This window comes from Cuneatibacter caecimuris (assembly GCF_004216775.1).
GTDB lineage: Bacteria > Bacillota > Clostridia > Lachnospirales > Lachnospiraceae > Cuneatibacter > Cuneatibacter caecimuris.
The window spans coordinates 61,912-75,809 of record NZ_SGXF01000003.1; the positions used below are offsets into that span (position 1 = coordinate 61,912).

A 13,898-nucleotide genomic window follows, 5' to 3' on the forward strand; every position below is an offset into this window, starting at 1 on the left:
GTAGTATGGCTTATGAATTCTGGCAGAGAGGATGAGGTGAAGGAAATGGACAAGGAGATATTACCCAAAAATATCAGACAGATGGGCGACAGGGATGATCTGTATCAGATTTATCTGGAGGATTACGCGTATACATATATACGCAAACTGCGGCTGAAAGACGGGGGCCCCAGGGTAGGTGTTTTGGTAGGAAAAACGGAAATCATTGCGGGGAATTCCTGTCAATTTATTTACGGGGCGCTGGATGTAAAGGAAATAAAAATAGAAAATGGCATCATCAGTTTTCCGGAGGACGCCTGGAAAAAGCTGCACAGCGAAATACAGGCATTTTTTTCAGACTATGAACTCTGTGGCTGGTATGTGAAAGGCAGTGAAAATCAGGTCCCGGAGCTGCTGAAGCTCCAGCAGGCGCATGCAGCCAATTTTCCGGACGCAGGAATGCTTCTGTTTCTGGGTCAGGAGGAAGAGTACAGCTTTTGGACCGGCACCGGGCAGAATCTGTTCCCGGTTCAGGGATATTATGTGTTTTATGAGCGGAATGAGGCCATGCAGGACTATATGGTCCGCAGAAGCCAGGGGCAGAGCATTGAATCAGAGTCCAGGGATCAGGTCACACGTCACTTCCGGACAGCCCTGAAAGAGCGGCAGGAAGAAAAACTGGAAGAGGGACACCGGGTGAACCGGGTGCTTTATGGAGTATGCGCGGCGATGGGGGTATTGGTGATTGGGCTTGGCATCGCAATGTTCGGGAATTATGATAAATTGAGGGGAATGGAAGAATCGCTGCATCAGGCAGGCATTGAAGCGGGGGCCACTGCGGAGGTGATTCACAGCAGGCCGGTGGTGGAAACTGTGCCAGGTAATTTGTCTCCAACTACAGATGCGGAGCCATCTGCCGCCGAAGAGTCTTCCTTATCTCAAGAAACAACCCAGGGAGGGGGGGAATCCGGCACTGCGGAGAACAAAGCTCCATCCGGCAGCACAGCTGTTATGCAGCCCTGGGAAAAAGCGACAGTACATAGCACTGAAAGAAGTACAGAGAAGAAGGGGAGCGATCCGGATGAAAGCGGCACCGCTGCGGTGTCGGGACTCCCCGTAAATGGAGAGGCCGGGGGCTTCCATGTGGTTGAGGAAGGGGACACTCTGATGCAGATCAGTATTGATGCATATGGAACAATCAGGATGGTGGAGGAGATTTGTGAATTAAATGGAATTACAGATCCGGATAAGATTGTAGCCGGGCAAAAACTGAAGATGCCTTAAAAAAATGGTGCCAAGTCCGTAGAAATGTGGTAAACTGAAGGACAGAAAGAAGAAATTTGCCTGGGGCAACAGGAGGATACAGGATGGATGAAAGCAGAGACCTGCAGAGGGAGCAGAAAAAAAACTTATTGCGCCGCCAGGTAATCAGCAGCGGCCCGGACTCTGAAGAAGCATATCAGGCCAAGCTCAGAGCGCATAAAATACGCAGCTGGCTCATTATCTGCGGCATTGTGGCGGTTCTGGCCCTGGGATTTATTGGTTACAGGATTATTGATTCCGTGCGCAACCTGACTGGTTACAGGATTGACTGGGAACTAAGCCTGGAAAGCGGGGATTCTGCCTATACAGGATATGAAGCGTTTGGGGAAGGGATTCTGAAAGTAGGGAAATCAGGGGCAACCTACATCAGCTCAGATGGAGCGCAGGTCTGGTCTGAAGCATATGAAATGAAATCTCCTATTGCGCAGACAAGAGGAGAATACGCCGCAGTGGCGGATTTGAATTCCAACAACCTGGCCCTGTTCAGTATAACAGGAAAAAAACTGTGTCAGGTTACGACGCCAGGCCCGATCATGCGGATTGCGGTAGCAGGGCAGGGGGTAATGGCGGTTCTCGTCCAGGACGGGCTTTCTGACAGCATCTATTTTTATGATAAGGCTGGGAACAGGCTGGAGGTGGAAGTGAAGACTTCCTTTGCACAGGATGGTTATCCATTGGACATTGCGCTCTCTGCCAACGGTCAGATTCTGATGTATTCCTATGTCAGCGTGGAAGAAGGCACAATTAAAAATAAAGTTAATTTCTATAACTTCGGAGATGAGGGGCAGAAATACCAGGACAGGATGGTGGCGGGCTTCAAATATGGGGATTCCATGATTCCCAGGGTGCGTATAATGGGCAACGGCAATGCCGTGGCCTTTGGAGACCGCATGATCAGTTTTTATTCCCTGAAAAAAGTGGACGAGCCGTCCCGGTTGGACAGAGACCGGGTTTTTGAGCATGGCATTAACCTGATTTTTTACAGCGATGAATATGTGGGGGTGGTAGAAGCCGGCGAAAGCCAACGGGAGCCGGGTACGCTGCACGTCTATCAGCCGGACGGAAAGGAGCTGCTTGCGCAAAAGCTTTCGCAGGAATACGAGGAAGGGATATTTGCGGGAGATGAGATCCTCCTTTATAATAACGGAGCGTGTATGCTGATCACGCTGGGAGGGCATATCAAGTATGAGGGCAGCATGGAAGGCGGAGTGGATTTCATGGCGGCCGGGACAGAGAGAAACCAGCTTCTGGTGGCAGGGGGCGGAAAAATCCGGTCCTGCACACTCAAATAGAAGAAAATCCTTGCGCAGCAGGCGCGATCCCGGTATAATGAAAACAAATACTAGAGAATCAGGGAGGAACAACGATGATAAACTTAGATCAACAGTCAGTGAATGCGATCCGTATCCTTTCCGCGGATGCGGTACAGAAGGCGAAATCAGGCCATCCCGGCCTGCCTTTAGGATGCGCGGCTGCGGCGTATGAATTGTGGGCCAAACATATGAATCACAATCCGAAAGATCCTGAATGGAAGAACCGCGACAGATTTGTGCTTTCCGGAGGACATGGTTCAACGCTGCTGTATTCTCTGCTGCACCTGTTTGGCTATGGGCTGACCAGGGAGGATCTGGCGTCCTTCCGCCAGTGGGGCTCTCTCACCCCGGGACATCCCGAATATCGCCATACGGTAGGCGTTGAAGCCACCACAGGACCGTTGGGGGCAGGTATGGCAATGGCAGTGGGCATGGCAATGGCAGAAGCTCATCTGGCTGCTGTTTTCAATAAAGAAAATTATCCGGTTGTGGATCACTTTACCTATGTGCTGGGCGGCGACGGCTGCATGATGGAAGGAATTTCTTCTGAAGCCTTTTCGCTGGCAGGGACCCTTGGCCTGGGCAAGCTGATCGTGCTCTATGATTCCAACCAGATTTCTATTGAAGGTTCCACAGATATTGCATTCACAGAGGATGTGCAGAAACGCATGGAAGCCTTTGGATTCCAACTGCTGACAGTAGAAGACGGTAATGACCTGGAGGAGATCGGAAAAGCCATCGAGGCTGCAAAGGCAGATACCTCCCGCCCTTCCTTTATTACCGTAAAAACGCAGATCGGGTTTGGCTGTCCTGCAAAACAGGGCAAGGCCAGCGCGCATGGAGAGCCTTTGGGCGAGGAAAATGTAGCTGCCCTGAAGGAAAATCTGGGATGGCCGTCGCAGGAGCCATTCTTTGTTCCTGAAGAAGTTTATGCCCATTATGAAGAACTGGGGGCAGAAAGAGCGAAAGCCGAAGATGCCTGGAACCAGCTGTTCGAAGCATATTGCAGGGAATATCCGGAAGAAGCCGCGCTGTGGGAGAAATACCACGATCCTTCAGCCGCAGAGGCAGCCTGGGACTGCGAGGAATTCTGGAAAAAAGCGGAAAAGCCTGAGGCAACCAGAAGCCTGTCGGGCAAGATGATTAATAAGATTAAAAACCTGCTGCCCAACCTGATCGGCGGAGCGGCGGACCTGGCTCCCTCTACAAAGACATATATGAATGATATGGGGGATTTCAGCAAGGACAATTATGCAGGCAGAAATCTGCATTTTGGCGTGCGTGAGCTGTCCATGGCTGCTATCGGAAACGGTATTCTGCTTCACGGTGGGCTGCGTTCCTTTGTCTCTACCTTCTTTGTGTTCAGTGATTATGTGAAGCCTATGGCAAGGCTTTCAGCGATTATGGGCATCCCGGCGATCTATGTATTCACCCATGACAGTATCGGCGTGGGCGAGGACGGCCCTACCCATGAACCCATTGAGCAGCTGGCCATGTTCCGGGCTATGCCTAACTTCCATGTGTTCCGCCCTGCTGATTCAACGGAGACTGCTGCGGCATGGTATGCAGCGGTTGCATCCAGGAAAACTCCTACAGCCCTGGTTCTGACCAGACAGAACCTGCCTCAGTATGAGAACTCCTCTAAAGAAGCGCTGAAGGGCGCGTATATTCTGGAGGATTCAGAGAAATCCGTTCCGGATGCTATCATCATGGCCACCGGATCAGAGGTAGAGCTGGCGGTTAAGGCAAAAGCAGAACTGCTGAAGGATGGAATGGATGTGCGCGTGGTATCCATGCCTTCCATGGATGTGTTTGAAGAACAGCCAGCGGAATATCAGGAAAAGGTGCTGCCCTCTGCGGTACGCAGGCGCGTGGCAGTAGAGGCGCTTTCTGACTTCGGTTGGGGCAGATATGTTGGCCTGGACGGAAAAGTTTTAGGAATGAAGACATTTGGCGCCAGCGCCCCCGCAGATAAGCTCTTTGAAGAGTTTGGTTTTACTGTGGAGCATGTGGTGGAGGCGGTAAAGAGCCTTTAATTATAACTGTTTAATATGATAGAAAAAATATGGTCTGGCGGGAAAATCAGAAAGGCATTGGTTTTTCCGCCAGTGCCTTTTCAATTTCAGCCATAAAAATCTCAAAAAAGAATTGACAAACAAGTGGGGCCATGCTATACTACTAAAGCTGCGGCTCCATGGTCAAGCGGTTAAGACACCGCCCTTTCACGGCGGTAACAGGGGTTCAAATCCCCTTGGAGTCATTTGGTTTCTGAAAAAAATTTCCAAAAAGGGTTGATATTTTTCCAGAGACTGTATATAATATATAAGCGGTGGCGACATAGCCAAGTGGTAAGGCGTGGGTCTGCAACACCCTGATCACCGGTTCAAATCCGGTTGTCGCCTCTCTGAGAAACTGATGTTTCCATAAAAAAGAGCTTTCCGTTAAGGAAAGCTCTTTTTTATGCTGCAAGATTATATTCTCTTTAGTTCTCTGTCTTATTTTTACTGAAATAGTGCCGAAACGCAGTGCCTATGAATATGGAGGCCCCTGTCCCATATTGCTTGTCAACAGCCTCTATAATCGGTTGATTATGAAGATAATGATCGATCAGAATATCATAATAATTTTCTCCCAACTGCATCGTCGGAGTGTCTTCGGGGCTCAGAAGGTGGACCATATCATCAATAATCGTCTGTATTTCATCTGACCGCGGATCTTGTGTCAGATCCTGAACCAATTTTTCCATTAATTCCTTATTTCGCTCCACATATCCTTTTTCCTTGATCTGCTGCATTTTTTCCATATTCTCAGAAAAATGCAGCAGGCTCTCTTTCATTGCTACTGTGTATTTTTCCACACTGCCATAATATTGCTCCGCCAGAGAACCAATAGAGACTTCGTGGTCCCGGGCTTTTTGGATAAAGTCATCGAATGCTTCTCTGCTTCCCCAGTATTTGACAATCTGATCCTGATTCTGATCCCGGAATTCTTCCAGCGCCCGGATATATTCGCTTAAATCAAATTCTTTAAAGCTCATACATGACTCTCCTTTTTCCAGTTTATCCAGCAAATTCAACAGCTTGTTTAATCTGTCGCGCTTTGCGGTCAATAATGCCTTCTGATTCTTATAGGCTTCTATCCTGTCAAAGTGAGGACTTTCCATGATTGTTTTGATTTCCTTTAGGGGAAAATCCAATTCTCTGAAAAGAAGGATCTGCTGCAGCGTATTCAGGGCGTTTTCATCGTACAGCCGGTATCCGGCCTTTGTCACCTCTGAAGGCCGGAACACGCCGATTTCATCATAATACTGCAGCGTGCGCACGCTGACTCCTGCAAGATCCGCTACTTCTTTAATAGTTTTCATGATACCCGCTCCTTTTTTGAGATTATCCTAATGAAAGAATAGTGTTAGTTGATGTAGACAATAAGACTTTTGTACAAGCTGCCTGCCGGCTTGGGCATCCTGTATGACCGCAAAGGCGGCCGCGCTTTGGCGCGCGAGTCCGGCGGACCGGTCTCTATTATGAATTATACTTTATCACGCAGCGTGAGGGTCAAGTGCTTTTCAAGAAAAGTTTTATACCAGATTAATTTTATCACAATACGGCAAAATATGACGGGAAAAATGAAACGGCCTTGCATCTCAGGCCGTTTTATGCTATGCTCATACGCAAGACAACAGTGTTTCTGAATACATTTCAGAAGGGCGGCGAGTCGCCGTCCGCAAAGTGATTGGAGAAGGCAGCTGCGAAGCAGCGGCACAGTTCCTGTGCCTGCCTGCGGCTTGCCAGGTACTTCCGCACACGGAGTGTGCACGGCTGGGCGCAGAGCGCCCAAACGCCTGAGTACCAGGCCGCCTCCGGCAGATCTTCTTTTGGTGTTGTCTGGGCAGAGGGAAAGGAGGCAGTGGGATGAGCGGAGAAGAGATGTGGAAATACTGCACAGGAGAACAATGCCGGGATCTGCTGCGCTCCTTGGACCTGCTGCGGGGGACTGGCGTAAAACAGGAGCAGGAAATTGCCTGCCTTTATTCCCTGGCAAACCATGCTGAAGCGCATTACCGCAGAGCCAGAATCCCCAAAAAAAACGGCGGAGTGCGTAAGCTTCAGATTCCTGACGGGATGATGAAAAAGGTACAGCGGAATTTGCTGCACCATGTTTTGGACGGTTTGGAACCGTCCCCATATGCAACTGCTTACCGCAAAGGAGCCGGTCTGAAAGAGAATGCCGCGCCTCATACCGGAAAGAAGCAGATCCTCAAGCTGGATCTGGAGAATTTTTTTGAAAATATCACGTTTTCGCTGATTCTGGAAAATGTATTTCCCAGCCGTCTGTTTCCGCCAGCGGTTGGCGTACTGCTGACCAATCTCTGCTGCTACAGGGATTATCTCCCCCAGGGAGCGCCTGTATCAGCTGCAGTATCCAATTTAGTAATGCGCCCTTTTGATGATTATATGGGAAGCTGGTGCGGGGAACAGGGGATTGCCTATACGCGCTATTGTGATGATATGACTTTTTCCGGGGATTTCGATGCACGGAAAGTAAAAAATAAAGCTCAGAATTTTTTGAAAGTGATGGGCTTTTCCCTGAATGCCGGAAAAACCCGCCTGTATGGACAGGGACACCGCCAGTCTGTGACTGGAGTGGTAGTGAACTGCCATCCTCAGGCAGCCAGAACTTACAGGAAAAAATTGCGGCAGGACTTGTATTATTGTGAAAAATACGGCGTTGCCGGGCATCTGAAACGTCAGGGCAGGGATCTTGGCCAGGAAGACGCCGCAGGGGCGTCCTTCCGGTACCTGCAGATGCTTGCTGGCAGGGCAGCTTTTGTCCTTCAGGTGAATCCGGAGGACAGCTGGTGCAGGGAAGCTAAAGGCCGCATAGCCAGACTCCAGTCGGAGCTGTGGGTTTAATATACTGATAAATTGGAGAAAAAACAGAGTATGGAACATACAGATGCTTCCTGTGAAGAAGCGCTGAAGGCCTTTGCATTCCAGGGAACCCCGGTTTGCTGCAGCGCCTATGGGAACGGACATATTAACGGGACTTACCGCGTGGACTGTCAGGGCGCAGGCGGCGGAAAACATTATATTCTGCAGGATATCAATACAAAAGTATTTGCCAGGCCGGAAGAGCTGATGCAGAATATTGGCTGGGTAACAGGATACCTGAAAGAAAAAATAAAAGAAGAGGGCGGAGATCCGGAGAGAGAAACGCTGACCATAGTGCCGGCAAAAAGCGGCGGCCTGTTTTTCAGGGACAGCTCCGGCAGATGCTGGCGGTCATATGTGTTTATTACAGATGCCGTGACTTATGAACGTGCGGAAAGCACGCGGGAATTTTTTCTCTGCGGACGCGCGCTGGGACATTTTCAGCAGCAGCTGGCAGAATATCCGGTAGAACGTCTGGCGGAAACGATCCCAGATTTTCATCATACGCCGAAGCGGCTGGAGGCGCTGAAGAGGGCGGCAGCTGAGGATGTGTGCGGCCGGAATTCTTCTGTCCGGAAAGAACTCCGTTTTTTTCTGGACAGAGAAGAAGAGACGGCTGCTGCCGTCAGCCTTCATGCTGCAGGAAAGCTTCCCCTGCGGGTAACCCATAACGATACGAAATTAAATAATATCTTATTTGACAAGAGGACGGGAAAACCGCTGTGTATCATTGACCTGGATACAATTATGCCGGGATTCTCCGCGTTTGATTTTGGAGATGCCATCCGTTCCGGCGCAAGCACTGCGTCCGAAGATGAGAGAGATCTTTCCAGAGTGAGCCTGTCGCTGGATTTATATGATGCTTTTTCAGAAGGATTTCTGAAAGGATGCGGAGGGAGCCTGACAGAAACCGAGAAAGAAATGCTGCCTATGGGAGCCAAATTGATGACCATGGAATGCGGAATCCGTTTTCTGACAGACTATCTTCAGGGAGACCGGTATTTTCGAATTCACCGCCCTCACCAGAATCTGGACAGAGCCAGAACTCAAATTGCACTGGCGGCCGATATGGAGCGCAAGTGGGAGCGGATGAGGGTGAGTATAGAGAAGTTTTAAATATTGGTCAGCTACATAGGTAAAGAGAAAGAGGCAGTTCAATGGCGAACTGCCTCTCGTTTTTGTTGCATAGGAAACTTATTTCAGCATTTTAGGAATGCTGGTATCCGTGGCAAAATTTTCTGTATTATAGAGCACGAGAATATCCGTAATGCCTTTCTCTTCTATCAGTTGGGAAAGCGGCTGATTATAATACCGCAGATCCACCATAAAGGTTTCTTCAAAATGATTGGCGGCAAAAGGCACAAAGGAATGTGCATAGGAATCTTTCACAATCAGCAGCTTCCGGCCCCGCTCCACCGTACCTTCCGGTCCTGATGATTGGATGGAAATAAGCGGGTCATTCTGTCCAGTGTAAAAGGTGTATTTATCCTTCCCTTCCAGAGCGGAAGGCACATACAGCGAATCCCTGGAAGTACCGTTGAAAGCAGTGAGGCGGTAATTCATCTTTGCTGACTCAGGCTGATAGCAGAGAATGGAATCTGCTTTGTTGGGAAAGTTCACCTTGGAATATACAGTTCCCAGAAAAGAGTCGGAGACTTCCGTTATATTGAAATCTTTCTCCTGCCAGGGTTCCAGGCCCAGAGAGTCCGCCCATAGCTGATAGGCATAAAATGCGCCTCTGGCTGTCCAATGGTGGTCAGTGCGGTAGAAAATGTATTCATTTTTATGGCCGCTCAATGTGGCCGCCGCGTCCAGGTAAACATTTTCACCCACCGCGCTGCGCACGGAATCCAGAAATGCCTGCTGGTCGTAAGGAGAGGCAAAAGGAGGGAGCTTGTCCTTCAATATCTGGGACGCCGTAGGGGTGATCATTACCCTGACCCCGTTTTCTCCCAGCTTTTCCTGGTACTGTTCTACAAACTGCCCCAGAACGGAAATGTTGTTTGCGGCAGTCTGGGAAGTGAAATCGCCTGCCGGGTAGTTTTCAATCAGGTAGTCATCGCTGCAGAAAAAAACATTTTTAATATCCTGTTTAAATGTGGCGCGTTCGGTATAGGTTTTCAGCCTGATCCATTGGTCCCGCATTACAAACTGATCAGTAATAAATGTCTCATAGAGACTGGTAAATTTTTTATCTTCATCGCTGGAAAACAGGCTGTCCAGGGAAAATTCGGGCATCTGCGCCAGATAACGGTTTTCATTTTCTGAAAATTCAACAGGTTTTTTCAGCAGGCTGGCAGCTGTCAGCCCGAAAACCAGGACCAGAAAAATCGCAATTGTCAGTTTATTTCTCATCATATCCTCCTGTTAAAATCGGAAATAAAGGAACGGGTTATAGGTTGCATCCACCAGATAAGCAATGGACAGCAGGAATATAATGATATAAAAACCATTGCACAGCAGGAAGGAAGCAGCGGAGCAAGCCATGGAAGAGGCGCTGCGCCTTACTTTTCTTGGTGCGGGAACGGAAAACTCCCCGTCCTGGGGGATTTCACCGATAACTTCTGCCAGGAGCGTTTTCTGTCCGGCCTTTGTATCCAGCCAGGCTATCAGTCTGGCGGCCAGACGGCAGGGAAGCTTAGAGGAAGCAAAAATCAGCACAGCCAGCAGCACTGCGTTGTTGTACAGCAGATAAATAGACTGACTGTCGAACAGCGCATTGCCATTCAAGCCGAACAAGCTTTTCAGATACAGGAAAATACTGCTGCTCTGGTCAAAGGCAAAGATCACCCAGCTGATAATCACCAGAAAAATGGTATAGAACCAGGAAATAAAAGCAGGGGCTTTTTTTAGATATTTTAAAAGGAACAGTTTTTCCACCATCAGAAGTACGCCGAAATAAGCGCCCCACATGAGGAAGTTCCAGCTGGCCCCATGCCAGATGCCTGTCAGCAGCCATACGATGGCGATATTGCGCAACTGTTTGGAAAGGCCTTTTCTGTTCCCGCCCAACGGGATATACACATAGTCCCGGAACCAGGTGCCCAGGGAAATGTGCCATCTGCGCCAGAATTCTGTAATACTCTTCGAGGTATAGGGATAGTCAAAGTTTTTAAGAAAACGGAACCCAAACATATGCCCCAGCCCGATGGCCATATCGGAATAGCCGGAAAAATCAAAATAAATCTGGAACGTATAGGCAAGAATACCGATCCAGGCAGTCAGAACAGGGAGTTCCCCCAAAGGCATTCCGGATACCGTATCCCACAAAACGCCGATATTATTGGCCAGCAGAACCTTTTTGCCAAGACCGACCATAAAGGTATTCAGGCCGCAGACGAATTCGTCCGAAGTTTCTTTGCGGGTCTTCAGCTGCTTTGCTATGGTTTTGAACTGCACAATCGGGCCTGCAATCAGCTGAGGGAACAGAGTGACATATGCGCCGAAAGAGATAAAATTGCGTTCTACCTCCGCATCATGACGGTAAACATCAATGGTATAGGACATGGCCTGGAAGGTATAGAATGAGATCCCGATGGGCAAGGCAAGTTTCAGCAGCGGGATCTCGGCCCCCAGAGAATTAATGCTGCCCAGAATAAAATCCGTATACTTAAAAATTCCCAGAAGCAGCAAGTTTACTGCAACAGCGCCAATCAGAAAATATCTGGCCTGTTTGTTCCTGTCATCCTTCTGCAGCCTGTGAATCATCAGGCCCGACACATAGTTCACTGTAATTGAAAACAGCATCAGGAATACATACTTTGGTTCCCCCCATGCATAAAAGATCAAACTGGTAAAAAACAACACCGCATTCCGGAATTTTCTGGGCACTATAAAATATAGAAGAAGTACCACCGGCAAAAAGCGGAACATAAAGAGTAAACTGCTGAAAACCATGAAGGCCTCCTTGAATATGATTTGGCTGAGTTTGGTAAATAACTGCCTGAAAAGTATAACATGAAATGATTATAAGGTAAAGGGAAAAATGATGCAAAAGGAAGGCTGGCGCAGGAAAAGGGTTGCATTCTGTGAACAAACAGAATATAATATACTGTATACAATACACAAAGTGGAGGATTCATTTTGAAGATACTGGAATTGCGGGCAATGGCAAAAATCAACCTGGGACTGGATGTGCTGAGAAAACGGGAGGACGGTTATCATGAAGTTCGTATGATTATGCAGACAGTCCGTATTTTTGACCGTCTCAGAATACAGCGGATCAGGGAAACTGGAATAAAGGTCCGGACAAATCTGAACTATCTGCCGGTGGATGAAAATAATTTGGTTTATCGTGCGGCCTCTCTTTTAATGAAGGAAGCGGGCATGGAAGAAGAAGGAATTTTGATTGAGCTGGAAAAACATATACCGGTTGCGGCAGGAATGGCCGGAGGAAGCGCAGATGCCGCCGCCGCCCTGATCGGAGTCAACAGGCTGCTGGGGCTCAGGCTGTCAATGGGGGAGCTGATGCAGAGGGGAGTCAGAATTGGAGCGGACGTTCCTTACTGTCTGATGCGGGGCACCGCGCTGGCGGAAGGAATCGGAGAAAAACTGTCGGTTCTGCCGCCGTGTCCTCCCTGCCATATTCTTGTGGCAAAACCGAGAATCAGCGTTTCCACAAAATTTGTATATAATAACCTGAAAGCAGATGAAATTTCACAGCATCCTGATATTGACGGTCAGATTGCCGCGTTGGAACAGGGGGATCTGCGGGAACTTGCCAAATCTATGGGCAATGTGCTGGAAACAGTCACTGTTCCTGCTTATCCGGTAATTGATAAAATAAAGAAGGCTATGCTGCAGGGGGGAGCGCTGAATGCAATGATGAGCGGAAGCGGTCCCACTGTTTTCGGAATTTTTGATGATGAGAGGGCAGGAAGGCAGTGCTTTTACCGGCTGAAGGGCAGCGGACTGGTTCAGCAGATCTATCTGACGCAGCCTTTTCAGAACAAAGCATTACAGGAGGGATAAAATGGATGATTTCTTAAAAGTAAATGTAAATGAATATTTGCCGCTGAGGGACGTGGTGTTCAATACATTGCGGCAGGCAATTCTGAAGGGGGAACTGGAGCCGGGAGAACGGCTTTTAGAGGTACAGCTGGCGGACCGGCTGGGTGTGAGCCGCACTCCCATCCGGGAAGCGATCCGCAAACTGGAACTGGAGGGTCTGGTGAAAATGGTTCCCCGGAAGGGCGCGGAGGTGGCCAGTATTTCGGAGAAAAGCCTTCGGGATGTGTTGGAAGTTCGCAGGGCATTGGAAGAACTCGCCATGACGCTGGCCTGCCAGAGGATTACCGGAGATGAGGTGACCAGGCTCCGCCGGGCAAACCACGCATTTTCTGAGGCGGCGCGGAAAAAGAATCTGATCGATATGACAGAACGGGATGTAGATTTCCATGAAGTAATTTATCAGGCTACCGGAAATCAGCGTCTGGTACAGATTATAAATAACCTTCGCGAACAGATGTACCGCTACCGTTTGGAATATATTAAAGATGAAGCCAAACGGGCGGTACTGACACAGGAGCATGAGATGATCATCCAGGCCCTGGCGTCCAGAGATCCGGAAGCTGGGAAAGAGGCAGTGCGCAGGCATATTGACAACCAGGAAATCACTGTAACCAGAAATCTGAAAGGAAAAAATTGAGTTCAGTTTTCCAGGAACCTGTTAAGGAACGTCAGAAAGCGGAACCGGAACTTCACCGGTTTCATACTGTTGTAGGTGTCGTCGGACAGCACGCCGTGCAGCTGGTCCTCTGATTCCGGCCCCAGCACGCCTCCAGTCATATCTGTGAAGCAGAGGGCAGGATACATCACGCACCACCAGTTATGTCCCTGCGCGTTTCCGATCTGAATGCGCAGCGCGTCATAATAGCCGGGCGGAAAACACAGTTCGCCATAGGTTTTGGCAGGAAACCAGCAGTTTTCCAGGGCCATGGAGACAGGCTGATCCACACCGTTTTCCGTAAGAACCTCAGCCGCAGTTTTCAGGATCAGTTCTTCATTTTCGGCAGCCGCCTGCATGGCCTCTTCCTTAGTGGAAACTTCTGAAAGGGCGGGCTGAAGCGCCTCCAGGACTGCGTCACGCACTTTTAATTTGACTGCCTGGTCCTCTGGAGAATCGCTGTTGGCCAGAACATGGAAGCGCAGTATGGAGCCGGACAGTTCCTGCTGGACGGACTGTGCCTGGGCGCGGGTATCCGCCAGAGCGGCGGCGATCAGTATGAGAGCAGGGAGGAAAGCGGCAAGCAGGCGGAAACGCAGAGGCCGCAGTTCCTGAAAAAAGTTTTTCATATCTAACACCTTCCTTTTATGTATTCTGACAGGAGTATCCCCGGATCAGGAGCAGTTA

Annotated in this window: 11 protein-coding genes and 2 tRNA genes; 9 read left to right on the forward strand and 4 right to left on the reverse strand. The window is 49.2% G+C overall.

Annotated elements, in window-relative coordinates; genetic code table 11:
* The first annotated feature begins 12 nt into the window (after positions 1-12).
* The 5 genes from EV209_RS08600 (at position 13) to EV209_RS08620 (ending at position 5,017) form a co-directional block, all read left to right on the forward strand.
* Positions 13-1,263: a LysM peptidoglycan-binding domain-containing protein gene (locus EV209_RS08600; protein ID WP_165388872.1), complete on the forward strand. Its 1,251-nt coding sequence runs from the start codon at positions 13-15 to the stop codon at positions 1,261-1,263.
* 83 nt (positions 1,264-1,346) lie between these two features.
* Entirely contained in the window at positions 1,347-2,594 is a 1,248-nt protein-coding gene (locus tag EV209_RS08605) for a DUF5711 family protein (RefSeq protein WP_130435059.1), read from the forward strand.
* A gap of 74 nt (positions 2,595-2,668) precedes the next feature.
* On the forward strand, positions 2,669-4,651 hold the full coding sequence (tkt, locus tag EV209_RS08610; protein ID WP_130435060.1) for a transketolase: 1,983 nt from the start codon (positions 2,669-2,671) through the stop codon (positions 4,649-4,651).
* A 152-nt stretch (positions 4,652-4,803) separates the two neighbouring features.
* Positions 4,804-4,875, forward strand: a tRNA-Glu gene (locus EV209_RS08615).
* A gap of 71 nt (positions 4,876-4,946) precedes the next feature.
* Positions 4,947-5,017 (forward strand) — tRNA-Cys (locus EV209_RS08620).
* A gap of 80 nt (positions 5,018-5,097) precedes the next feature.
* Here the strand turns inward: EV209_RS08620 and EV209_RS08625 are convergent.
* Entirely contained in the window at positions 5,098-5,979 is an 882-nt protein-coding gene (locus tag EV209_RS08625) for a MerR family transcriptional regulator (RefSeq protein WP_130435061.1), read from the reverse strand.
* A 547-nt stretch (positions 5,980-6,526) separates the two neighbouring features.
* Here EV209_RS08625 and EV209_RS08630 point away from each other — a divergent pair.
* Both EV209_RS08630 and EV209_RS08635 read left to right on the forward strand, forming a co-directional pair.
* Positions 6,527-7,528 carry a reverse transcriptase family protein gene (locus tag EV209_RS08630; RefSeq protein WP_130435062.1) on the forward strand — a complete coding sequence of 334 codons (1,002 nt, stop codon included), beginning with the start codon at positions 6,527-6,529 and terminating at the stop codon, positions 7,526-7,528.
* A 30-nt stretch (positions 7,529-7,558) separates the two neighbouring features.
* Complete coding sequence (locus EV209_RS08635; protein ID WP_130435063.1) at positions 7,559-8,662, forward strand: phosphotransferase enzyme family protein; 1,104 nt, start codon at positions 7,559-7,561, stop codon at positions 8,660-8,662.
* A gap of 78 nt (positions 8,663-8,740) precedes the next feature.
* On the opposite strand, the gene EV209_RS08640 is transcribed toward EV209_RS08635, so the two are convergent.
* Both EV209_RS08640 and EV209_RS08645 read right to left on the reverse strand, forming a co-directional pair.
* Positions 8,741-9,901: a DHHW family protein gene (locus EV209_RS08640; protein ID WP_165388873.1), complete on the reverse strand. Its 1,161-nt coding sequence runs from the start codon at positions 9,899-9,901 to the stop codon at positions 8,741-8,743.
* A gap of 12 nt (positions 9,902-9,913) precedes the next feature.
* On the reverse strand, positions 9,914-11,443 hold the full coding sequence (locus tag EV209_RS08645) for an MBOAT family O-acyltransferase (RefSeq protein ID WP_130435065.1): 1,530 nt from the start codon (positions 11,441-11,443) through the stop codon (positions 9,914-9,916).
* Positions 11,444-11,629: 186 nt separating this feature from the next.
* On the opposite strand from EV209_RS08645, the gene ispE reads away from it, so the two are divergent.
* Positions 11,630-12,517 carry a 4-(cytidine 5'-diphospho)-2-C-methyl-D-erythritol kinase gene (ispE, locus tag EV209_RS08650; RefSeq protein ID WP_243647556.1) on the forward strand — a complete coding sequence of 296 codons (888 nt, stop codon included), beginning with the start codon at positions 11,630-11,632 and terminating at the stop codon, positions 12,515-12,517.
* A gap of 1 nt (position 12,518) precedes the next feature.
* Complete coding sequence (locus EV209_RS08655) at positions 12,519-13,193, forward strand: GntR family transcriptional regulator (protein WP_130435066.1); 675 nt, start codon at positions 12,519-12,521, stop codon at positions 13,191-13,193.
* A gap of 2 nt (positions 13,194-13,195) precedes the next feature.
* On the opposite strand, the gene spoIIR is transcribed toward EV209_RS08655, so the two are convergent.
* Positions 13,196-13,840: a stage II sporulation protein R gene (gene spoIIR / locus EV209_RS08660; protein WP_130435067.1), complete on the reverse strand. Its 645-nt coding sequence runs from the start codon at positions 13,838-13,840 to the stop codon at positions 13,196-13,198.
* Positions 13,841-13,898: the final 58 nt, after the last annotated feature.